This is a genomic window from Streptomyces daliensis (genome assembly GCF_054782395.1).
The window spans coordinates 1-21,455 of sequence record NZ_BAAGSO010000051.1 but is presented as its reverse complement, the minus strand read 5'-3'; the positions used below and the strand labels follow the sequence as shown (position 1 = coordinate 21,455).

Annotated in this window: 22 protein-coding genes; 13 read left to right on the top strand and 9 right to left on the bottom strand. The window is 72.0% G+C overall.

From position 1 onward, the window contains the following. Nucleotides 1-75: 75 nt before the first annotated feature. A complete protein-coding gene (folP, locus tag ACYVOO_RS10525; RefSeq protein ID WP_461015380.1) occupies nt 76-945 on the bottom strand; it encodes a dihydropteroate synthase in 870 nt (289 codons plus the stop codon). 88 nt (nt 946-1,033) lie between these two features. On the opposite strand from folP, the gene ACYVOO_RS10520 reads away from it, so the two are divergent. Both ACYVOO_RS10520 and ACYVOO_RS10515 read left to right on the top strand, forming a co-directional pair. Beyond that, nucleotides 1,034-1,483 (top strand): cell division protein DivIVA, encoded by a 450-nt coding sequence (locus ACYVOO_RS10520; protein WP_461015379.1) that lies wholly within the window; start codon nt 1,034-1,036, stop codon nt 1,481-1,483. Beyond that, complete coding sequence (locus tag ACYVOO_RS10515; RefSeq protein ID WP_461015378.1) at nt 1,473-2,084, top strand: DNA-3-methyladenine glycosylase I; 612 nt, start codon at nt 1,473-1,475, stop codon at nt 2,082-2,084. Before ACYVOO_RS10520 ends, ACYVOO_RS10515 begins: the two co-directional genes overlap by 11 nt. A gap of 45 nt (nt 2,085-2,129) precedes the next feature. On the opposite strand, the gene chcB is transcribed toward ACYVOO_RS10515, so the two are convergent. Further along, nucleotides 2,130-2,918 (bottom strand): 2-cyclohexenylcarbonyl CoA isomerase, encoded by a 789-nt coding sequence (chcB, locus tag ACYVOO_RS10510; RefSeq protein ID WP_461015377.1) that lies wholly within the window; start codon nt 2,916-2,918, stop codon nt 2,130-2,132. 296 nt (nt 2,919-3,214) lie between these two features. Here chcB and ACYVOO_RS10505 point away from each other — a divergent pair, with 296 nt between their 5' ends. Beyond that, nucleotides 3,215-3,382, top strand: coding sequence for a DUF3117 domain-containing protein (locus tag ACYVOO_RS10505; protein WP_016469583.1), 168 nt, complete (start codon nt 3,215-3,217; stop codon nt 3,380-3,382). Nucleotides 3,383-3,530: 148 nt separating this feature from the next. Here ACYVOO_RS10505 and ACYVOO_RS10500 read toward each other — a convergent pair whose 3' ends face one another. After that, entirely contained in the window at nt 3,531-4,217 is a 687-nt protein-coding gene (locus ACYVOO_RS10500) for an O-methyltransferase (protein WP_461015376.1), read from the bottom strand. Between the two features lie 173 nt (nt 4,218-4,390). Here ACYVOO_RS10500 and sigE point away from each other — a divergent pair, with 173 nt between their 5' ends. From sigE to ACYVOO_RS10475, 5 genes are all read left to right on the top strand, one after another. After that, on the top strand, nt 4,391-5,164 hold the full coding sequence (sigE, locus tag ACYVOO_RS10495; RefSeq protein ID WP_453350254.1) for an RNA polymerase sigma factor SigE: 774 nt from the start codon (nt 4,391-4,393) through the stop codon (nt 5,162-5,164). After that, nucleotides 5,161-6,222, top strand: a complete 1,062-nt coding sequence (locus ACYVOO_RS10490; RefSeq protein ID WP_461015375.1) for an anti-sigma factor family protein — start codon at nt 5,161-5,163, stop codon at nt 6,220-6,222. Before sigE ends, ACYVOO_RS10490 begins: the two co-directional genes overlap by 4 nt. Nucleotides 6,223-6,326: 104 nt before the next feature. Next, the gene (locus ACYVOO_RS10485; RefSeq protein WP_461015374.1) at nt 6,327-8,363 is read left to right on the top strand and encodes a S1C family serine protease; all 2,037 of its coding nucleotides are present in this window, start codon (nt 6,327-6,329) and stop codon (nt 8,361-8,363) included. Between the two features lie 131 nt (nt 8,364-8,494). Further along, nucleotides 8,495-9,010, top strand: a complete 516-nt coding sequence (locus tag ACYVOO_RS10480; protein ID WP_461015373.1) for a sec-independent translocase — start codon at nt 8,495-8,497, stop codon at nt 9,008-9,010. Between the two features lie 198 nt (nt 9,011-9,208). Then, nucleotides 9,209-9,949 (top strand): hypothetical protein, encoded by a 741-nt coding sequence (locus tag ACYVOO_RS10475; RefSeq protein ID WP_461015372.1) that lies wholly within the window; start codon nt 9,209-9,211, stop codon nt 9,947-9,949. 129 nt (nt 9,950-10,078) lie between these two features. On the opposite strand, the gene ACYVOO_RS10470 is transcribed toward ACYVOO_RS10475, so the two are convergent. From ACYVOO_RS10470 to ACYVOO_RS10460, 3 genes are read right to left on the bottom strand one after another with little or no spacing between them, the layout of a single operon-like run. Continuing rightward, nucleotides 10,079-11,236, bottom strand: coding sequence for an Mrp/NBP35 family ATP-binding protein (locus ACYVOO_RS10470; protein WP_461015371.1), 1,158 nt, complete (start codon nt 11,234-11,236; stop codon nt 10,079-10,081). Between the two features lie 45 nt (nt 11,237-11,281). Beyond that, the gene (locus ACYVOO_RS10465; protein ID WP_461015370.1) at nt 11,282-11,896 is read right to left on the bottom strand and encodes a DUF1003 domain-containing protein; all 615 of its coding nucleotides are present in this window, start codon (nt 11,894-11,896) and stop codon (nt 11,282-11,284) included. After that, entirely contained in the window at nt 11,889-13,202 is a 1,314-nt protein-coding gene (locus ACYVOO_RS10460; RefSeq protein WP_461015369.1) for a magnesium transporter MgtE N-terminal domain-containing protein, read from the bottom strand. The genes ACYVOO_RS10465 and ACYVOO_RS10460 overlap by 8 nt, the downstream gene beginning before the upstream one ends. Before the next feature lie 259 nt (nt 13,203-13,461). Between ACYVOO_RS10460 and ACYVOO_RS10455 the strand changes: the two genes are divergently transcribed. After that, nucleotides 13,462-14,187 (top strand): hypothetical protein, encoded by a 726-nt coding sequence (locus ACYVOO_RS10455; protein WP_461015368.1) that lies wholly within the window; start codon nt 13,462-13,464, stop codon nt 14,185-14,187. Between the two features lie 47 nt (nt 14,188-14,234). Here the strand turns inward: ACYVOO_RS10455 and ACYVOO_RS10450 are convergent, their stop codons facing one another. Then, on the bottom strand, nt 14,235-14,771 hold the full coding sequence (locus ACYVOO_RS10450; protein WP_461015367.1) for a hypothetical protein: 537 nt from the start codon (nt 14,769-14,771) through the stop codon (nt 14,235-14,237). A gap of 68 nt (nt 14,772-14,839) precedes the next feature. Continuing rightward, nucleotides 14,840-15,958: a magnesium and cobalt transport protein CorA gene (locus ACYVOO_RS10445; protein WP_461015366.1), complete on the bottom strand. Its 1,119-nt coding sequence runs from the start codon at nt 15,956-15,958 to the stop codon at nt 14,840-14,842. 615 nt (nt 15,959-16,573) lie between these two features. Here ACYVOO_RS10445 and ACYVOO_RS10440 point away from each other — a divergent pair. Then, nucleotides 16,574-17,161 carry a suppressor of fused domain protein gene (locus tag ACYVOO_RS10440; RefSeq protein ID WP_461015365.1) on the top strand — a complete coding sequence of 196 codons (588 nt, stop codon included), beginning with the start codon at nt 16,574-16,576 and terminating at the stop codon, nt 17,159-17,161. 15 nt (nt 17,162-17,176) lie between these two features. On the opposite strand, the gene ACYVOO_RS10435 is transcribed toward ACYVOO_RS10440, so the two are convergent. Continuing rightward, complete coding sequence (locus tag ACYVOO_RS10435) at nt 17,177-18,454, bottom strand: MFS transporter (RefSeq protein WP_461015364.1); 1,278 nt, start codon at nt 18,452-18,454, stop codon at nt 17,177-17,179. Nucleotides 18,455-18,692: 238 nt separating this feature from the next. Between ACYVOO_RS10435 and ACYVOO_RS10430 the strand changes: the two genes are divergently transcribed. The 3 genes from ACYVOO_RS10430 to ACYVOO_RS10420 all read left to right on the top strand — a co-directional run bounded on the left by ACYVOO_RS10430 (nt 18,693) and on the right by ACYVOO_RS10420 (nt 21,053). Beyond that, the gene (locus ACYVOO_RS10430) at nt 18,693-19,331 is read left to right on the top strand and encodes a DUF6758 family protein (protein WP_461015363.1); all 639 of its coding nucleotides are present in this window, start codon (nt 18,693-18,695) and stop codon (nt 19,329-19,331) included. Nucleotides 19,332-19,480: 149 nt separating this feature from the next. Beyond that, entirely contained in the window at nt 19,481-20,326 is an 846-nt protein-coding gene (locus tag ACYVOO_RS10425) for a PHP domain-containing protein (protein WP_461015362.1), read from the top strand. Between the two features lie 118 nt (nt 20,327-20,444). Then, entirely contained in the window at nt 20,445-21,053 is a 609-nt protein-coding gene (locus ACYVOO_RS10420) for a MarC family protein (RefSeq protein ID WP_461015361.1), read from the top strand. Nucleotides 21,054-21,455: the final 402 nt, after the last annotated feature.

Below are 21,455 nucleotides of genomic sequence, written 5' to 3'. Positions count from 1 at the left end.
GGGCGGGCCGGGGCGGTCCCGCGGACCCGCCCCGGCCTGTCGCCGTGCGCCGTGCCGCTAGGCCGGCCCGCGTCGCTAGGCCAGCCCGCGGCGGGCCACGGCGGGCGGGCGGTGGCCCGCGAGGGACGCCACCATGTCCAGGACCTGCCGGGTCTCGGCCACCTCGTGCACGCGGTACACCCGCGCGCCGAGCCAGGCCGAGACCGCCGTCGTGGCCAGGGTGCCCGTCAGCCGCTCCTTGACCGGCTTGTCGAGCGTCTCGCCGACGAAGTCCTTGTTGGACAGCGACACCAGCACAGGCCAGCCCGTCTCCGTCATCTCGCCCAGCTTCCTGGTGGCCTCCAGCGAGTGCCGGGTGCTCTTCCCGAAGTCGTGCCCCGGGTCGATCAGGATGCCGTCGCGCCGCACCCCGAGGGCCACGGCGCGGTCGGCCAGCCCGAGCGTGACGCGCAGGATGTCGCCCATGACGCCGCCCTCGCCCGCGTAGGCCGTGCGGTGCGGGCGCGTGCGCGGCTCCACCTCGCCCGCGTGCGTGCAGACCAGCCCGGCGCCGTACCGCGCGGCGACCTCGGCGAGCCGCGGGTCCACCCCGCCCCACGCGTCGTTCAGCAGATCGGCGCCCGCCTCGCACACGGCCTCGCCGACCTCGTGCCGCCAGGTGTCCACGCTGATCACCACGTCCGGGTAGCGCCGCCGCACCTCCGCGACGAAGCCCACGGTGCGCCGTGCCTCCTCCTCGGCCGTCACCTCGTCGCCCGGGCCCGCCTTGACGCCGCCGATGTCGATGATGGCGGCGCCCTCGGACACCGCCTGCTCGACGCGGTCCAGCGCGGGCTCGTCGAGGAAGGTGGCGCCCCGGTCGTAGAAGGAGTCCGGCGTCCGGTTCACGATCGCCATGATCACGGGCTCGTTCTCGCCGAACTCGCGTGTCCCCAGGCGCAGCATCCGCCATCCTCTCCGCTGTGCTCAGGGGGCCGAATCTGTACGTGGTCACCACACCGGCCCCGCCGCCGACCTTAACTGTCAGCGGGCCATGGCACGATCGGGGACGATGTGCGGCCGTGGTCACGCGGCCGGAGTTGAACGGACGTACCTCGGGGAGATGGCCGTGTTCTGGTTCCTGCTGATCTCGCTCGTCGTGGTTGTCGCGGCGGTCACGCTGGCCGTCGTGGGCAGCGGTGACGGCTCGCAGCACACGGCGGGCGGCGGCCTCGGCGACGCACCACCCGATGTGCTGGACGAGCCCCTGCCCCCGGACCGCCCCGTGGGCCGCGCGGACGTGGACGGGCTGCGGCTGGCCGTCGGCGTGCGGGGCTACCGCATGCGGCAGGTCGACGACGTCCTGGACCGCCTCGGCGCCGAACTGGCCGAGCGGGACGCCCGCATCGCCGAACTGGAGTCCGCGCTGGCGGGCGCCCAGGCCGCGGCGATGGGGCGGGCCGATTTCTTCGAGCAGACCCAGGAGGGCTCCGATGGCCGCTGAGGACCGCCCCGAGGGGGCCGCGCTGCCGGGCGCCGACGGGCGGCTGCGCTGCCCGTGGGGCCTGTCGGCCGAGGACTATGCGGCGTATCACGACGACGAGTGGGGCCGCCCCGTCCACGGCGACGACGCGCTCTACGAGCGGATGTGCCTGGAGGCGTTCCAGTCCGGGCTCTCCTGGCTGACGATCCTGCGCCGCCGCGAGGGCTTCCGCGCCGCGTTCAGCGGGTTCCGGATCAAGGAGGTGGCGGCCTTCACGGAGGCCGACGAGGCACGGCTCCTGGCCGACGCGGGCATCATCCGCAACCGCGCCAAGATCCAGGCGACCATCGCCAACGCGCGGGTGGCCGCCGAGTGGCCCGAGGGCGAGCTGGAGAAGCTGATCTGGTCCTACGCGCCGGAACCGGCCACCCGTCCAGTACCCCGTGTCCTGGGCGACGTGCCGCCGATCACCCCGGAGTCCACCGCGCTGTCCAAGGACCTCAAGAAGCGCGGCTTCCGCTTCGTCGGCCCGACGACGGCGTACGCGCTGATGCAGGCGTGCGGCCTCGTCAACGATCACCTGGCCGACTGCTGGGCGCGGCCTTACGGGACGACGGCGTAGCGGGGAGGGGCGCCGCTCGGAGGCGGGTCCGGGCGCCCGGTTTCCCTACCGGCCGGTGAAGTGGGGCTTCTCCTTCTTCACGAAGGCTTCCACCGCGATCTTGTGGTCGGCCGAAGCGCCGGCACGGAGCTGGAGTTCGGCCTCCTTGTCCAGGGTCTCGGCGAGGGAGTGCGCGGAGCCGTAGGCGAGCGATTCCTTGAGCGCCGCGTAGGCGAAGGTGGGGCCCTGCGCGAGCTGGCGGGCCACCGCGGCGGCCTCGGCCGCCAGCTCGGCTGCGGGCACGACGCGGTTCGCGAGGCCCAGCTCCAGCGCCTCCTGCGCCTTGACGCCGCGCGGGAAGAGCAGCAGGTCCGAGGCGCGTCCGGGGCCCACCAGGCGCGGCAGCGTCCAGGAGACGCCCGAGTCGGCGGTGAGCGCGACCCCGGCGAAGGAGGTGTTGAAGGAGGCGGTGTCGGCGACGACGCGGTAGTCGGCCGCGAAGGCGAAGCCCGCGCCCGCGCCCGCCGCGACGCCGTTGACGCCCGCGACGACCGGCTTGGGCATTCCCGCGATGGCCAGCGTGATGGGGTTGTAGTGCTCCTCGACCGTGTTCAGCGCGCTTCCGCCCTGCTGCTGGAGCGAGCCGATGTGCTCCTTGAGGTCCTGCCCCACGCAGAACGCCTTTCCGGTGCCGGTCAGCAGCACGGCCCGTACGCCCTCGTCGTCGGCGGCCCGGCGGAGCGTGTCCCGCAACGCCACCTTCGTCTCGTCGTTGAGGGAGTTCATGGCGTCGGGGCGGTTGAGGGTGACCGTCGCGAGGCCGTCGGTCACGTCATAGAGCACGGTGTCGGACATGGGGCCAGCATGACCTAGATCATCGGGCGCCGACAGATGCCGTGCCCGGCTCCGCGGGCGTCCGCGGTGTGAGCTGCGTCAAACGCGGAGCGCGCCGGGCGCGGGGCAAGAGGGAGAAGTATCGCAGCACGAACGCCGGAATGGGCGGTTTTGTGCGAGGCCGTGGCCGAAGAGATACGACCTGTTGTTGGTCATCGGGTCCTGCCATGCGGGATAATGGCTGGGAAGCAATGTGTTCGATGCCGGTGACACGGGTTGTCGGCTGCGATCGGCTGGTTTCAGGAAGGGGAACGAGCATGGCGGCCATGAAGCCGCGGACGGGCGACGGCCCGCTCGAGGTGACCAAGGAGGGGCGGGGCATCGTCATGCGCGTTCCGCTCGAAGGCGGTGGGCGACTCGTCGTCGAGCTGACCCCGGACGAGGCGACCGCGCTGGGCGAGGAGCTGAAGAAGGTCTGCGGCTGAGCAGTGTCCCTTCCCCGTCGATCTCACGCTGCCCCGGAGCGCGCACCGCGCTCCGGGGCAGCGGCATGACAGCAGCATGACAGGGGGGAGTGACGTGCGGTGGGCGCACGGGCGCCGAGCGTCACGGCACGGCGGGGAGTGACAGTGGTCACTGTCCCCGCTTCACCGCGCACAGCAGTCCGTCGCCCACCGGCAGCAGCGAGGGCACCAGAATCGTGCTCTCCCGCACGGCGCGCAGCAGCTCCCGCAGCTTGAGTACCTCGGCGGGCTGCGCGGAGGAGTCGACGGTGCGGCCGTCGGCGAAGACGCCCTCGAAGCAGACGAGGCCGCCGGTACGCAGCAGGCGCAACGATTCGCCGAGGTAGTCCAGGCACTCGACGCGGTCGCCGTCGCAGAAGACGAGGTCGTAACCGCCGTCGGCCAGGCGCGGCAGCACCTCCAGGGCGTGGCCCGGGATGAAGCGCGCCCTGTTCCCCGCGAAGCCGGCGGCGCGGAACGCCTGCCGGGCGAACTGCTGGCGCTCGGGCTCGATGTCGACGGTGGTCAGCACCCCGTCGGGGCGCATCCCGTCCAGCAGGTGGATGCCCGAGACCCCGGTGCCGGTCCCGATCTCGGCCACCGCCTTGGCGTCCACGGTCGCGGCCAGCAGCCGCAGCGCGGCACCGGTTCCGGGGGACACCGAGCGGAGCCCTGCCTCCTGTGCCCGCTCGCGGGCCCAGCGCAGTGCCGCAGTCTCGGCGTTCTCGACAAGCTCGGCGCCGTATGCGTCGGCGAAAGCCCAGCTCGTCTGCCGGTTGCCGGTAATGGCCCTCTCCTGTCCCCGTCGTCTACGCAACCAGGACTGTATCCGTTGGCTTGGGAACCCGCAGATGGGACCGGGCGTTGGAGAGGGGTGGAAGGTGTCGGGGAAATCTGATGGCGTCAGGACAGCGGTCGATGCGGTGGTCTGAACGGCAAGACCAAAAGCAGGTCAAAAATGCTTATCCGGAGCTAACGGGCGAGGTGGCTATGGTAGGGGCTCCACTGGACACCACCAGAGCCGACAGGGGAGGTGCGGCTGCGGCCCGTGACCGCGGAATGCTGAGGCGTTTCCGCAGGACATCGGGCGAGCCGAAATCCGTGAGCAACACCGCTGACCAGGTCCACACCGCCGAATCCGCGACCACGGCGACTTTCGACACCGATGCGGACACCCAGGCGTGGACCCCTCCTTCCTGGGAGGAGATCGTCAGCACGCACAGCGCGCGGGTCTATCGCCTCGCCTACCGCCTGACGGGAAACCAGCACGATGCGGAGGACCTCACCCAGGAGGTCTTCGTCCGGGTCTTCCGTTCGCTGTCCACGTACACCCCGGGCACCTTCGAGGGCTGGCTCCACCGCATCACCACGAACCTGTTCCTGGACACGGTCCGGCGCAAGCAGCGCATCCGTTTCGACGCGCTCGCCGACGACGCGGCCGAGCGCCTGCCGAGCCGTGAGCCCACCCCGCAGCAGCACTTCAACGACACGCACTTCGACGCGGACGTCCAGCAGGCGCTGGACACCCTCGCGCCGGAGTTCCGCGCGGCCGTCGTGCTCTGTGACATCGAAGGGCTGTCGTACGAGGAGATCGCGGCCACCCTTGGCGTGAAGCTCGGCACCGTGCGCAGCCGTATCCACCGGGGACGTTCGCATCTGCGCAAGGCGCTCCAGCACCGCTCCCCTGAGGCGCGTGCGGAGCAGCAGCGCGCGCTGAGCGCGGCGATCCCGTCCGCCCGGAGTGGGGAGGTCGGAGTCGAGTGAGCGGCACAGGCAGGGGACGCCAGCTACCGGGAGCGGGCGAGGTGCCCACGCCCGCCGAGCAGCATCTGGGGGACCGCCTGGCGGCCCTGGTCGACGGAGAGTTGGGCCATGACGCACGCGAACGCGTCCTGGCACATCTCGCGACGTGCTGGAGCTGCAAGGCCGAGGCGGACGCTCAGCGCCGGTTGAAGAACGTCTTCGCGGACGCCGCGCCGCCACCGCCCTCCGACGGTCTGCTGGCACGGTTGCAGGGGCTCCCCGCGGGGGACCCCGGCGATCCCGGTGACGGCGACGGCGGAAGAGGTCCGGACGGGCGAGGCGGTCCGGGCGGCGGGGTCACTCCCGCCGCCGCGGCCTCCTCCCCGTGGGCCTTCGACTATCTGCCGGGCGGCAGGGGCGGACGCAGCACGCTGTCCCCCGCGCGCGGCTTCCGGATACATGAGATGGAGCGCGTCGCCCCGCCCTCCTCCCCGACGTCCGCTTCCGCATCCGCCCCCTCGCGTTCGCGCCGCTTCGCCTTCGCCGCCGCTGGTGCCTTCTCGCTGGCGGCCCTGGCCATCGGCGGAGCGCTGGGCTCCGGCGGTGCGGGCAGTGCTCCGGTCGCCGCGGGGGACAACACCTCGGCGGGGCCGGTCCGTTCGGCCTCCTCGGGGTCCGCCGCAGATCGCGACGCCAGGCGTCGCGGCGCGGGCGGCGAGAAGAGCGAGCGGACCGGCAGCCTGAGCGATTCCGCCACTTCCGGCGCCTCGGTGAAGGCGGAGCGCGGTGCGCCGCTCCAGCAGCGCTCTCCGTCGGCCACCCCGTCGGCACCCCCCAGCTCCCCCCTTCAACCGGGGAACGTCTATCCGCTGCTCAGGGACGCGGTGTTCTCCCCGCCCCTGGTGCGCTCCTCGCTGTCCACGTTCTCCTCGCCCTCGGTCATGGCCGCGATGTCCTCCTCGGCCTCCGGCACGGATGTGTACGCGGGCACGACGGTCAGCGCCGTGCCGGGCCGGACGCCGGTGCGCGGCGGCACGGATCCCACCCCGGTCGCCACGGCCGCCCCACCGCAGCGCTGACGCACCAGGGTCGCTGCGCGAGCCTCCCCGGACCTGGTTGAATCCCTCCTAGGGCCGCCAGTTGCCGCCCTGCCGGGGCGAACCGTGGGGACAGTGGGGAGAGCATGGACGAGGGGAAGGCCGCGGGGCCGAAGCCGAAGTGGTGGAGCCGCCCGCGCAGGACCTCGGGTCATCAGCCGCCGCCCGCCGTGCCTGTTCCGCCTGCGGCGGAGCACCCGCACGGTGCGGGCGACGGCACCACCGGAGAGGGTGCTGATGCCGGTGCGGGCGCCTCGGCGCCCATGGACACGCCCCCGCAGCCCGCCGCCGACCCGACGGATACGGGTGCCCCTGGCGTTTCCTGTGCCCCCGACGGCCCCGGGGTCCCCGGCGCCTCGGACGGTGCGCTGGACAGCGGTGCTGTGGCCGGTGGGGGCGAGGCGTCGGAGGGTGCCGCGACTCCCGCGACTCCCGCGCCAGCGCCGGAACCGCTGCACCCCGAGGACCCCTACGCCACGCCTCCCTACGGCGGCCCCGGACCGTGGGCCCCGGCCCCGCTCGTCCAGCCCCCGTCCGGCGCCACGCCCCCGCAGGGCGTGCCGATGCCGCGCTCGGGCACGGCGGTCCCGGAGCCCCAGGCACCCCATGCGCCCCCGGCCCCGAGCGGCACCCCAGCGCAGGGCACCCCCGTACCCCCGCAGCACAGCGCCCCCGTACCGGCGCAGGAGCCGGGGACGCACGAGCAGGGGGCGGGAGGGGCGGCGGGAGCCGGGGCAGGCGCGTACGAGGCGTTCCCGCAGCCTCCCGTGCCCCAGCAGGCCCACCAGGTTCAGCAGGCCCATCAGCCACTCCCACAGGCTCAAGCGCCCCACCAGCCCCTCCCGCAAGCGCAGCCCCACACACCGCACCCCCAGCCGCACGCCCAGCCGTCGGAGCCCCAGACACCGGGCGACCCGGAGTCCGTGTGGCTGCGGTACGACCCGTGGGCGCCCCCGCACGCGCCCGCTCCCGCCCCGGTTCCCCACGGGGGCGGGGGCCACGAGCGCGGACGGCGCCGGGGCCGCACCGTCGTGGGCGCGATCGTGCTGGCGCTGGTCGCGGGCGGCATCGGGGGAGCGGTCGGCGCGTACGCCGAGCGGCACGGCGAGGTCGGCGACGTGACGCTGCCCCAGGCGCCCGCCGAGAAGGAGGGCAAGAACGCCAGGGCCCCCGGCAGCATCGCGGGCATCGCCGAACGGGCCCTGCCCGGAGTGGTGACGCTCCATGTGAGCGGGGGCGGCGGCGAGGCGACGGGCACGGGCTTCGTGCTGGACGAGCGCGGCCACATCCTCACCAACAACCACGTCATCGAACCGGCGCAGGACGGCAGCGACTCCGTAGAGGTCACCTTCCACGGCGGCCGGACGGCCAAGGGCGAGGTCATCGGCACGGACGGCGGCTACGACCTCGCCGTCGTCAAGGTCACCGGCGTATCGGGCCTGAAGCCGCTGCCCCTCGGCAACTCGGACTCGGTCCGCGTCGGCGATCCCGTCGTCGCCATCGGCGCGCCCTTCGATCTGGAGGAGACCGTCACCAGCGGCATCATCAGCGCCAAGGAGCGCCCGATCACGGCGGGCGGCGAGCAGGGCAGCGAGACGAGCTACGTCGACGCGCTCCAGACCGACGCGCCCATCAACCCCGGCAACTCGGGCGGGCCCCTCGTGGACAGCCAGGGCCGGGTCGTCGGGATCAACAGCGCGATCAAGGCCGCCGACGACAGCTCCGGCATCCCCGGCGGCGACGAGGGCGGCAGCATAGGGCTGGGCTTCGCCATCCCCGTGAACCAGGGCAAGCGCGTCGCCGAGGAGCTGATCAACGACGGCCGGGCCACCCACCCCGTCATCGGCGTCACCCTCGACACGGAGTTCGACGGCGACGGCGCCCGGGTCGGCAGCCAGGGCGGCGGGGGCGATCCGGTCATCTCCGGCAGTCCGGCGGACGAGGCGGGGATCAAGCGGGGCGACGTGATCACCGAGGTGGAGGGCGACAGGGTGCACAGCGGAGAGGAGCTGATCGTCAAGATCCGCAGCCACCGCCCGGGCGACCGGCTCTCCCTCACCCTGGAGCGCGACGGCGAGGAACGCACCGTGCGGCTGAGGCTCGGCTCGTCGGCCGACGGGTGATACGGATGATACGGATGAGGAGATACCGGTGAGGAGATGAGGAGGCGGGCTCCCACCCCGGGCCCGACTCCGGGTACCGTGACAGCGGGCCTTATCGGCCGTGAATGTACGAGGCATGAGGGAGCTGCAAGGTGTTCTTCGATATAGGACCCCTAGAGCTGTTGGCGCTCATCGTCCTCGCCGTACTCATTTTCGGTCCTGACAAGCTGCCCAAGGTGATCCAGGACGTCGCCTCGTTCATCCGCAAGGTGCGGCAGTTCTCGGACAACGCGAAGGAAGATATCCGGTCCGAACTCGGTCCGGAGTTCAAGGACTTCGATTTCGAGGATCTGAACCCCAAGAACTTCGCCCGCAAGCACCTTCTGGACAACGACGATCTCGGTATCAAGGAGATCCGCAACGGCTTCGACCTGCGCAAGGACCTGGCCGAGGTCACGGACGCCGTGAACGGCACAGGGGGCGGCTCGTCCGCGGGCGGCGCCGGAGCCTCGGCCGCGGCGGGCGCTGCGGGTGCGGCGGGCGCCGCGGGCGGTCGCCTGAGCCTGCGCAAGGACGAAGCGCCGGAGGCGGGCGAGGCGGGCCCGTCGGCCAAGCGCGACCCGCTCTCGAAGAGCGACCCGCCCCCCTTCGACGCCGACGCCACCTGAGCCTGGCCCGCCGTTCCCTGGCCGCCCGTGCCCGCAGCGCGGCGGCCTGATGAGGCTCATCTCACGTCCCCGACGCCACCCGATCTCCTGTCATGCCCGACACGGCGGACCCGGGTAGCTATCCTCCCTGTGTCCGGGGCCGCCGTCCGAGGGGGGCAGGCTGCCCGTGGCACAGGGCAATGAGGAGGCGTCGCGAAGATGGAGACGACGAGTCGGGTGGCCGGTGAATCCGGGCCCGCCACACCGGGACTCCCGGATGAACGGCGGGCGGTGGACGGCTTTCTGATGGCTGCATTTCCGTGGTACGGCCTCGACGAGGCGTTCACAGGTCCGCGCTGGCTCCTCCAGGTGGGAGCCGCCGCCGACGGCACCGTCGAACACGGCTCGACCGGCCATGGCGAGGAGCCCTCGCTCAGGAACGAGACCAGCCCGGAGGAGCAGCGCTTCGCCGTCGTGGTGACGGTCGCGAGCCGCCCCGTGCGGCGCAGCGCCGACGGTACGGGCGTCCTGGAGGCGACCTCGGTCTCGACGGCCGCCTGGCTGGCCGGTTCCGGGCTGCTGTCGTGCACATGGCCGCTGGAGATGGAGCGCGGGCTGCGGCAGGACTGGCTCGACCAGCAGACCGGGGTGGCCTGGGAGCTGGCCGACGCCCTGGACGGTCCTGGCTGGTCGGCGCTCTCGCTGCCGGTGGACGGCGTGCCGACCGACTTCCACTACCGCGAGTCCGAGTACGGCTGGGTGCTGGCGGGCGCGGCCCAGGAGGGCGTGCACATCGGTGCCTACGGGCGCGGGATGAGCGCCTACGGGCTGGGGTTCTCCGTGGTCAAGGACATCACCGCCTACGAGCACCGGACGCTGAGCGGCGACCGGTCCGTGGGCAGCGTCGAGCCCGTGACCGCCGAGCCAGCGGAGTCGTCCGTCGAGCCCGTGGAGGACTGAGCCGCCTCCCACCTTGTACGCGTAAGGGGCGCCCTCCAAGGGAGGACGCCCCTTACCTGTACCCAGGGGCCGTACCGCGTACGGCAGAGCGGCTACCGGCCGTTCGGGTGGTGGCCCGGAACTCGTCGCTCAGAACTTGTTGCTCGGCGTCAGCCCCAGCGACATGCCCGACAGGCCGCGCTGACGCCCGCCCAGCTTGCTCGCGATGGAGCGGATCGCGGAGCCCGCGGGGGAGTCGGGGTCGGTCAGGACGACGGGCTTGCCCTCGTCGCCGCCCTCGCGCAGCCGGAGGTCGATCGGGATGCCGCCCAGGACGGGCACCTCGGCGCCCGTCGTCTTCGTGAGGCCCTCGGCGACGCGCCGGCCGCCGCCCGTGCCGAACACGTCGATCATCTCGTCGCAGTGCGGGCAGGGCATGCCCGACATGTTCTCGATGACGCCCACGATCTTCTGGTGCGTCTGCACGGCGATGGAGCCCGCGCGCTCGGCGACCTCGGCCGCCGCCTGCTGCGGGGTGGTGACGACGAGGATCTCGGCGTTGGGGACGAGCTGCGCGACCGAGATGGCGATGTCACCGGTGCCGGGCGGGAGGTCGAGCAGGAGCACGTCGAGATCGCCCCAGAAGACGTCGGCCAGGAACTGCTGGAGCGCCCTGTGGAGCATCGGGCCGCGCCAGACCACCGGGGTGTTGCCCGGGGTGAACATCCCGATCGAAATGACCTTCACGCCGTTCGCCGACGGCGGCATGATCATGTCCTCGACCTGGGTGGGGGTGCCGTCGGCGCCCAGCATCCTGGGGACCGAGTGGCCGTAGATGTCGGCGTCGACGACACCGACCTTCAGCCCGTCGGCCGCGAGGGACGCCGCGAGGTTCACCGTCACCGAGGACTTGCCGACACCGCCCTTGCCGGAGGCGACGCAGTAGACCCGCGTCAGCGAACCGGGCTGCGCGAAGGGCACCTCGCGCTCGGCCTTGCCGCCGCGCAGCGTGGAGGCCAGCTCGCGCCGCTGCTCGTCGCTCATCACGTCCAGCTCGACGGCGACGCGGGTGACGCCCTCGACGCGCGAGACGGCGTCCGTCACGTTCGACGTGATGGTCTCGCGCAGCGGACAGCCGGACACCGTCAGATAGACCCCGACGTCGACGGCGCCGTCGGGCGCGATGTCGATGGATTTGACCATCCCCAGGTCGGTGATCGGCCGGTGGATCTCCGGGTCGTTCACCGTCGCGAGCGCGGCGCGGACCGCGTCTTCGGTGGGGGTGGATGCGGGAGTGTCGGTAGCCATGGCCAAATGGTACGGCGCCCGTGCCGCCTCTCCGAAGGGACGGGGTCAGCGGTCTTGGTCACTCGGTCCAGGGGGCGTTCCCGGGGCCGGGCCGGATGCCGTTCCGTGCTGCTCCAGTTCCTTGAGCACGTCCTGGAGCTCGGACCTGATCCAGTCCCGGGTGGCGACCTCGCCGAGCCCCATGCGCAGCGAGGCGATCTCACGGGTCAGGAACTCGGTGTCCGCGATGCTGCGCTCGTTGCGCTTGCGGTCCTGCTCCAGGTTGACGCGGTCGCGGTCGTCCTGGCGGTTCTGCGCGAGGAGGATGAGCGGGGCCGCGTAGCTGGCCTGGAGGGACAGCATGAGGGTCAGGAAGATGAAGGGGTACTCGTCGAAGCGCAGTGGCCCCGGCATGAGCACGTTCCAGCCGAGCCAGACGATGATGACGACCGTCATCCAGACGATGAACCTGCCGGTCCCCAGGAAGCGCGCGATCTCCTCCGAGAGCCGCCCGAAGGCGTCCGGGTCGTACTCGGGGAGCAGCCTGCGGCGCGCGGCACGTGGCTGATCGAGCCGCGCCCGCCCCGTCCGCTCCCTTTCCCTGTCACGGTCGCGTTCCCGGTCCCGTTCACGTTCCGCGCCGTCCCGGTCCCGCTCCCTGTTCCCGTCCCGCTCAGCCACGCCCCGTCACCCCCTCCGTGCCCAACCCTTCCGCGCCCAGGCCCTCCACGCGCTCCAGCCCGTGTGCCGCCGCCTCGCGCCAGTCGTCGGGGAGCAGATGGTCGAGGACGTCGTCCACGGTGACCGCGCCCAGCAGGTGCCCGGCCTCGTCCACGACGGGCGCCGCGACGATGTTGTACGTCGCCAGGTAGCCCGTCAGCGCGGGCAGCGTCGTGTCGGGCGGCAGTGGCAGCAGCCCGGAGTCGAGGACCGAGCCGACCAGCGTGAAGGGCGGCTCCCGCAGCAGCCGCTGGAAGTGGATGACGCCGAGATAGCGCCCGGTGGGCGTCTCGTCCGGCGGGCGGCAGACGTAGACCTGGGCCGCCAGCGGGGCGTGCAGGTCCTCGTCGCGCACCCGCGCCAGCGCCTCCGCCACCGTGGCGTCGGGACGCAGCACGATGGGCTCGGTGGTCATGATGTTGCCCGCCGTGCCCTCCTCGTACGAGAGCAGCCGCCGCACCGGGTCGGCGTCCTGGGGCCGCATCAGCTCCAGCAGCCGCTCCTTGTCCTGCTCGGGCAGCTCGGAGAGGAGGTCGGCCGCGTCGTCGGGGTCCATGGCCTCCAGGACGTCGGCGGCGCGGTCGTCCTTGAGCTTGCCGAGGATCTCGACCTGGTCGTCCTCGGGCAGCTCCTCCAGCACGTCGGCCAGCCGGTCGTCGTCGAGCGCCGCCGCCACCTCGGCGCGCCGCTTCGCGGAGAGGTGGTGCAGCACGTTCGCGAGGTCGGCGGGGCGCAGGGTCTCGAAGGTGGCCAGCAGGGTGGCCGCGCCCTGGCCGCGCTCCTCCAGTGCGAAGCCGGTCACCGCCGACCACTCGACGGTCAGGGTCTCCCCGCGCCGTCTGAGCGTCCCGCCCTTGCCCTTGCGCACGAAGACCTTGTCCAGCTCCCACTCACGGCGCGCGGGCAACTGCCGCATGCTCACGTCCAGCACCGTGACCTGCTCGCCCGTCTCCACCAGCGTCACGCGGCGGTCCAGCAGCTCGCCGAGCGCGAGGGTCTCGGCGGGGCGCTGCTCGAAGCGGCGCATGTTGACGACGCCCGTCGTGATGACCTGGCCCGACTCGACGCCGGTGACCCGGGTCATGGGCACGAAGACGCGGCGCCTGTTCACCACCTCGACGACCAGGCCGAGCACGCCGGGCGGCTTGCCGCCCACGCGGAGCATGACGACGACGTCGCGGACCCGTCCGACCTGATCGCCGCCCGGGTCGAAGACGGCGATGCCGGAGAGGTGCGAGACGAAGACCCGGGAGGCGCCCGCGGCCATGCTCAGGCCCTCCTCGTCCGTAGGAGCGGGGTGCGCACTACACGAGCCCCGCAGCCTGTGTACGGAGGTGTACGAGGGTCGCTTATGCGCGCTTTGCCTGTTTCAGGCTAGCGTGCCCCGGCCCGCCGTGGCCCCGTGGCATGGTCCGGACGGCTGGCTTCCATCACCGGGTACCGGCACGGGTAGGGTGCGGTCCAGCCCCGACCTCCAGGAGGAAGCCGACGTGACTGGACGCGCCCGCAAGCGACGGAGTGCAGCGTTGGCAGGGGCCGTCTGCGTGGGGCTGACGGCGGTCCTCGGGGCCTGCGGCAGCGAGGACCCGGACAAGGGCACGAACGGGGTCGGCAAGCTCTCCGCAGCCAAGATCGAGAAGAAGGCCTTGAGCGCGGCACGCGGCGCCGACGCGGTCAAGCTCACCGGCAACGTCGTCAGCAAGGGCCGCACCTACGAGCTGGACATGCGCCTCAAGCAGACTGGCGGCGTGGGCGAGGTGTCGGCCAAGGGCGGGCACACCTTCGAACTGCTGCGGGTGGACAAGGCCCTCTACCTCAAGGCCGACGCCGACTTCTGGGCCAGGCAGGGCAAGGGCGACCAGGAGCCCACCAAGTCGGACGTCCAGGCGGCGGGCAAGCTGGAGGGCAAGTACGTGAAGGTGCCCGACGGCGACCCCGCGTACGAGCAGCTCAGCGGCTTCACCGAGATGCGGGTGCTGCTGGACGGGCTGCTGAGCCTGGAGGGCGCGCGCGAGACCGGCGACCGCGGCGAGGTGGGCGGCACCAGGACGGTCCGCGTGCGCGCGGGCAAGGGCAGCGGCGGCGTCCTGGACGTCTCGCTCAGCGGCACCCCGTACCCGCTGCGGGTCGAGCGGGGCGGCGGGGCCGGGACGCTGGAACTGAAGGACTGGAACAAGGACTTCTCGCTCAGCGCCCCCGCCAAGGACAAGGTCGTGGACTACGGCAAGAGCATCTCGGCGGCCAAGGGCTGAGCACGGGCTGAGCACAGGCCGAACGCAGCTCCCTGGGCGCTCCCGGCTTACTTCCGGCGCCTGCGGAACAGCAGCTTCGGCAGCCCGGCCGGCTGCGGCAGCCGCGTCGTCGCGTCGGTGGACAGGGGCGCGGCGGCCTGGGAGCCGTCCGGCATGGCGCCGGGCTTCTGCGCGGGTTCCCCCTCGGGCACCAGGCGCAGTACGCGGCACTCGCGCGCCCACCGCTCCGTGACCGTGTCCGCGTCGGGCGCGTTCAGCCGCTTCCCCTTCAGCTCGTCGACGGCCGCCTGCCACGCCTCGCCGCCGACCTCGGGCTCGGCCACCCGCGCGCTCCAGGCCACCAGCCGTCCGCCCTTGTCCTTGCTGCGTACGGTGACGGTCGCCGTGCCACCGTCCACGAGCCCGAGCCCCTCAAGGGGCTGCTCCAGGGGCCCGTCGCCGACGAGGCAGACGGCGCCGTCGTGCCATACGTGCCACAGTGCCCGGGAGGGGCCTTCGGGGCCGCGTACCCAGACGAGGCCGGACTTCTTGGTGGCCTCTTCGACGAGGGCCTGGTCGAGCAGCTCGGTGCCGGGAGCGGTCATACGGGCAGGCTACCGCGCGCCTCCTCGTCGGCCCCGCCCCCGCCGCAGCGGGTCGCGCGCCACTTCGGCTAGAGCCAGCCGTTGCGCTTGAAGCCGCGGTGGATGGCGAAGCAGATGCCGACGGTGACGACGAGCACGGCGGGATAGCCGTACCGCCACTCCAGTTCCGGCATGTAGTCGAAGTTCATGCCGTAGATCCCCGCGATCATCGTCGGCACGGCGAAGATGGCCGCCCACGAGGTGATCTTGCGCATGTCCTCGTTCTGCGCGACGGTCGCCTGCGCGAGGTTGGCCTGGAGGATGGAGTTCAGCAGGTCGTCGAAGCCGAGCACCTGCTCGTTGACGCGGGCCAGGTGGTCGGCCACGTCGCGGAAGTACTTCTGGATGTCCGTGTCGATCACCCGCATCGGGCGCTCGCTCATCGTCTGCATGGGCCGCAGCAGCGGGGAGACGGCGCGCTTGAACTCCAGCACCTCGCGCTTGAGTTGGTAGATCCGTCCCGCGTCGCCGCCGCGCTTCCCCTTGCCCGCGCTCTCGGAGAAGACCTCGATCTCGACGGCGTCGATGTCGTCCTGGACCGCGTCCGCCACCGCCAGATAGCCGTCCACGGTCTGGTCGGCGATGGCGTGGAGCACCGCCGAGGGCCCCTTGGCCAGCAGTTCGGGGTCGTCCTCCAGGCGGTGCCGCAGCGCGCGCAGCGAGCCCTGGCCGCCGTGCCGCACGGTGATGATGTAGTCCCGGCCGGTGAAGCACATCACCTCGCCGGTCTCCACGACCTCGCTGGAGTCGGTGAGTTCGGCGTGCTCCACGTAGTGGATGGTCTTGAAGACGGTGAAGACGCTGTCGTCGTAGCGCTCCAGCTTGGGCCGCTGGTGCGCGTGGACCGCGTCCTCGACGGCGAGCGGGTGCAGGCCGTAGTCCGTGGCGATCCCGGAGAACTCCTGTTCCGTGGGCTCGTGCAGCCCGATCCACACGAAGTCGTCGCCACTGCCCGAGCGCACCTCGCGCAGTGCCTCGGCAGGGCTCAACTGATCGGTGCAGCGCCGTCCTTCGCGGTAGACGGCGCAGTCCACGACGGCGCTGCCGCCGCTGTGGCCACGGGTGAGGTCGTACGACGAGTACGTCGCGCGCTCGCCCTTGCGCAGTGCGGGCCTGACGGCTTCGCGCAGGTCTCGGATCATCGACATGCTGGGCTCCTTGTGCGGTGCCGTGCCGTCGGTGCGGGGCGCAGCGCTGCCCGGAATGTGGACCTACGGTGGGGGGAGCCTGCCGGAGGTCTGCAAAGCGGGCACCACGCGTGGCAGCGGTGACGGCGTTCGCTTGCGGGACGGGATGGAGCGAACCTCACGCGCTCTTCCGTCGCGCGAACCCGGCAAAAATAAAGGCCCTCTTGGAGGTTTCACCGTGAGGCGGTGGGGGAGTAAGGGCCCTAGGAGCGGGGACGCGGCTTCCGGACAGAAGAGCGGTTGGTACTGCACGGTCGACTCGGATCCATGTCAGGTCCCACCTCCTCCGGCCGGTCCCCCGTGGGGGACGATCTACACCTGCCTTGACCAGCAGTCAACGGTAACACCGCGCGCACTGTCCAACTGTCGGTTTGGGCCGTGCCGTAGCGCTCTTTGCCTCGTCCTTACGTTCGGCCTCACGCGTACCCCCACGCTTCACCGCACATCCCCGCGTACGCGCGTGTACCCGCCCATCCCGTCCCCATGCCGCACCGTCGGCCCCGTGCGGTGGTGGTGCGACGCCCGTGTGGTGCCCGTTCCGCGGACGCGTGCGGCCCGCGATCTATGCTCGCGGACATGGCTGACGTATCGAAACTGGTCGAGGCCCGCTATCTGACGGCGCTGGGCGAGCCCGACGCGCGGGCCGCCGTGACCTTCCTCGGCACCGAGCGCATCGAGGTGCTGCGCTTTGTGGACGGCGACATCGCGCGGTACGCCACGCTCGGGATGTCGGTCGCGCCGATGGCCGACCCCACGGGGGCCCTCGCCGACCCGGACCGCGGGCCGCGCGCCGAGCTGGTGCTGTCGGTACGGCTCGCGGGGGCCGAGACCGACAAGGTGCTGCGGCCTCTCGCCGTGCTCGCCGCCTCGCCCCAGGTCGAGGGCGTCGTCGTGGCGCCCGGCGCCTCCCTGGACGTCGGCGAACCGCTGTGGCCCGGTGCGCCGTTCACCTCGGTGCTGGTGGCCGAGCCCGGTGGCCTCGTCGAGGATCTGGAGCTGGACGCGCCCCTGGAACCGGTGCGCTTTCTGCCGCTGCTGCCCATGACGCCGAACGAGGCGGCCTGGAAGCGGGTGCACGGCGCTTCGGCCCTGGAGGAGCGATGGCTGAGCCACGGCACGGATCTGCGCGATCCGCACCGTGGCTCGGTGGACCTGACGGACTGAGTCCGGGCGCTCCCGTCAGCGGGCGCCTGCCGCCTGCGCGTGGGAGGGAGCGGCTTCCTCCGCGTCAGCGCCCGCGCCCGTGTTCGCGTCCTCGCGCTCGTGCGCGGGCAGCAGCTCCTCGGCGTCGTGCGTCAGCGACTTCCTGCGGACGCCGACGACGGCCGCGCCCACCGCTGCGGCCACGGCGGCGACGACGAACGGGATGTGGACGTCGGTCCACTCCTCGATCTTCGGCGCGAGGAACGGCGCCGCGGCGGCGGCGAACCAGCGCACGAAGTTGTAGCCCGCGCTCGCCACGGGCCGGGGCGCGTCCGAGACGCCGAGGGCCAGCTCGGTGAAGACGGTGTTGTTGATGCCGATGAAGGCGCCGGACAGGATCGTCGCGACGATCGCCGTCGTGTGGTTCCCGTAGCCGAGCACCAGCAGGTCGGCCGCCATCAGGACCAGCGAGCCGCCCAGCACCTTCAGCGACCCGAACCGCTCCTGTAGCCGCGGTGCCACCAGTACGGAGAAGACCGCGAGCAGCACGCCCCAGGCGAAGAAGACGCCGCCGGAGCGGTACGGGGACATGTTCAGCACGAAGGGCGTGAAGGCCAGGACGGTGAAGAAGGCGTAGTTGTAGAAGAACGCCGACGCCGCAGCCGAGGCGAGCCCGCCGTGGCCGAGCGCCTTGATGGGGTCGAGCAGTGAGGTCTTGCGGGCCGGCTTCGGCTGCTCCTTCAGGAAGACGGTGATGGCGACGAAGCCGACGGCCATCAGCGCCGCGGTCCCGAAGAACGGGTAGCGCCACTTCATGTCGCCGAGCACGGCGCCCACCAGTGGGCCGCAGGCCATGCCGAGGCCGAGGGCCGACTCGTAGAGCAGGATCGCCGCCGCGCTGCCGCCCGCGGCCGCTCCGACGATCACGGCGAGCGAGGTGGAGACGAAGAGCGCGTTGCCCAGTCCCCAGCCCGCGCGGAACCCGACCAGCTCGCCGACGGACCCCGACATGCCGGAGAGCGCCGCGAAGACGATCACCAGCGCGAGCCCGGCGAGCAGGGTCTTGCGCCCGCCGATGCGGCTGGAGACGAAGCCGGTCACCAGCATCGCGACGGCGGTGATGAGGAAGTACGAGGTGAACAGGAGGGAGACCTGGCTGGGGGAGGCGTCCAGGCCCTTGGCGATGGAGGGCAGGATCGGGTCGACGAGCCCGATGCCCATGAAGGCGACGACTGCCGCGCCCGCCGTGGCCCATACCGCCATGGGCTGCCGGAGGATGCTGCCTCCGCCTTCGTCGAACGGATCACCACTCATGGCCGCTGTGCTCCTTCGCTGCGTATTGGTGGTGGTTGCTGGTGGCTTCCCGTGGGGTCGCCGTGCCGTTGGCACGTACAACATTTTAAGTTAGCTACGCTAACTAATGCAAGGTACATGTAAATATCCTGGTGGCGGGCCCAGCCCGTGCGGCGACCGGGTGCCGGTGCGCTCCGCCGGTGACCGGGCCGGTGATCGTCCTTGACGGGGCGGCGACCGGGTAGGACCGTTGTGCTCCATGAGGGGCGAACCCAGTTGCCCGAAGTGCGGTGGCCGGGTCCGGGCGCCCGGTCTCTTCGCCGACACCTGGCAGTGCGACGTGCACGGCATCGTGCATCCGCTCCAGCCGGTCATCCCGCCCAGCGTCGAAGCGCTCGCGGTCGTCGTCGGCCGTACGAAGGTCCCTGTCTGGATGCCCTGGCCGCTGCCCGTCGGCTGGCTGTTCACGGGCGTCGCCTGCGCGGGCGACGACAGAAGCGGCGGACGCGCGACGGCGGTCGCCTGCTCCGGGCCCAGCCCGCTCGGCGGCCCCGGTGAACTCCTGCTCATCGCCGAGGAACTGGGCGTCGGCCTCGGCGCGCGCTACGCCGGGATAGACGGCCCCGACCCCGGCCCCTGGATGAGCGTCGACCAGGCCCCTGACGTGAAGGTACTGGCCGCCGGACGCCCCACCCCCCTCTGGAACGTCTCCGGAGCGGCCGACGACCGCGCCGTCTTCGCGGGCGAGGCGCGGGGGCTGTGGCTGTGGGCGATCGTCTGGCCGGAGCAGTCCGGGCTGCTGATGTACGACGAACTCGTCCTCACCGACCTGCGCGACGCCGGTGCCGAGGTCGATCTGCTGCCCTGCGGGGCGCTCTCGCCGCGCATCATGTCCTGAGCGCGTCCTGCCCGGCGTCGAGCGTCGGCGCTGAGGGGGTTGCGCCCGTGGGCCCAGGTGGGCGGCGGTGCGGCTGACAGGGGCACGGCGAGCTGCGGCTATCCTGGGGTCCGCCCGCCGCTTCCGCCCGTAAGTTGGAGTCCCGCCCCGTGCGCATCGACCTGCACACCCACTCCACCGCGTCGGACGGCACCGACTCACCCGCCGAACTGGTCCGCAACGCCAGGGCCGCCGGGCTCGACGTCGTCGCGCTGACCGACCACGACACGGTGGCCGGACACGCCGAGGCCAAGGCGGCACTGCCCACCGGGCTGACGCTGGTCACCGGCGCCGAACTCTCCTGCCGCCTCGACGGCATCAGCCTCCACATGCTCGCCTACCTCTTCGACCCAGAGGAACCCGAGCTGGCCCGCGAACGGGAACTGGTCCGCGACGACCGGGTGCCCCGCGCGCAGGGCATGGTCGAGAAGCTGCGCGGGCTGGGCGTCCCGGTGACCTGGGAGCGGGTGGCCGAGATCGCGGGCGACGGCGCGGTCGGACGGCCGCACATCGCGACCGCCATGGTCGAGGCGGGCGTCATCGCGACGGTCTCCGACGCCTTCACGGAGGAGTGGATCGCCAATGACGGACGCGCCTACGTGGACAAGCACGAACTGGACCCCTTCGACGCGCTGCGTCTGATCAAGGGCGCGGGCGGCGTCGCCGTCTTCGCACACCCCCTCGCGGCCAAGCGCGGCCAGATCGTGCCCGAGCGCGCGATAGCCGACATGGCCGCCGCCGGGCTCGACGGCGTCGAGGCCGACCACATGGACCACGACCCGGAGACCCGGCAGCGGCTGCACGGCCTCGCGGCCGACCTCGGGATCCTCGCCACGGGGTCCAGCGATTACCACGGCAGCCGGAAGACCTGTGTGCTCGGCGAGCACACCACGGACCCGGACGTCTATGCCGAGATCGCGGCGCGCGGGTCAGGCGCCTCGCCCGTCACGGGCTGACGCGACGGGGACGTCCGTCGCTCGGCCCCGTCCCCCTTCACCCGCACCGTTTCTCCGGCGTTGCCCCGGTCACCACCGGCGCCGGACCGTTCAGCACCGTTCAGCGAGGCACCGCACCGTGTTCGAGTTCGCCCTTTTCGGGTCCGTCTTCGTCACCCTTTTCGTGATCATGGACCCGCCCGGCATCACGCCGATCTTCCTGGCCCTCACCTCGGGCCGGCCCGCGAAAGTGCAGCGCAAGATGGCGTTGCAGGCGACGGCCGTGGCCTTCGGCGTCATCACCGTCTTCGGCATCTGCGGCCAGCAGATCCTCGACTACCTGCACGTCTCCGTCCCCGCGCTGATGGTCGCTGGCGGACTGCTGCTCCTGCTCGTCGCGCTCGACCTGCTGACCGGCAAGACCGACGAGCCCACCCAGACGAAGGACGTCAACGCCGCGCTCGTCCCCCTGGGCATGCCGCTGCTGGCGGGGCCCGGCGCGATCGTCTCCGTCATCCTGGCCGTCCAGCACGCGCACGGGTTCGGCGGGCAGCTCTCCGTGTGGGCCGCGATCGTGGCCATTCACGTGGTGCTGTGGCTGGCGATGCGGTATTCGTTGCTGATCATCCGGGTCATCAAGGACGGCGGCGTCGTCCTCGTCACCCGCCTCTCGGGCATGCTCCTGTCGGCCATCGCGGTCCAACAAATCGCCAACGGCATCACCCGCTTCCTCGACGGCCACGGGTAGGGGGTGGAAACGGGGGGTTGCCCCTTCACCGTGGTGTGCCCCTTCGCGGGGTGCGGGGTGATGGTCACACGGGGTGCCTGTTTCTTGTGGGGGTGCGCCTGGTGTGGGTGCCCCTTGGGCTCTCGTTCGCGGCTGCGGGCCGGTGGCACGGGTTGTGCCCACCCGTCCCGCCGAGCGGGACGCTTGCCCACAACAGTTTTGGCGCCGTCGCCCGGTGGGGTGCCGTCGTGTGGCTTGGCGCCGTGTTCGGCTGCCTGGCCGGTGGCTTCGGCGCGGCGTGTGGACCCGTAGTACGCGGCTGGCGCCGCGTGGTTCTTGGTTTGTGCCGGTGGCCGTGTGGGGTTGGTGTGTGGTGGGGGTCGGTGCCGTGCCGGGGTGTCTCCTCGGGCGGCGACAAGTGCG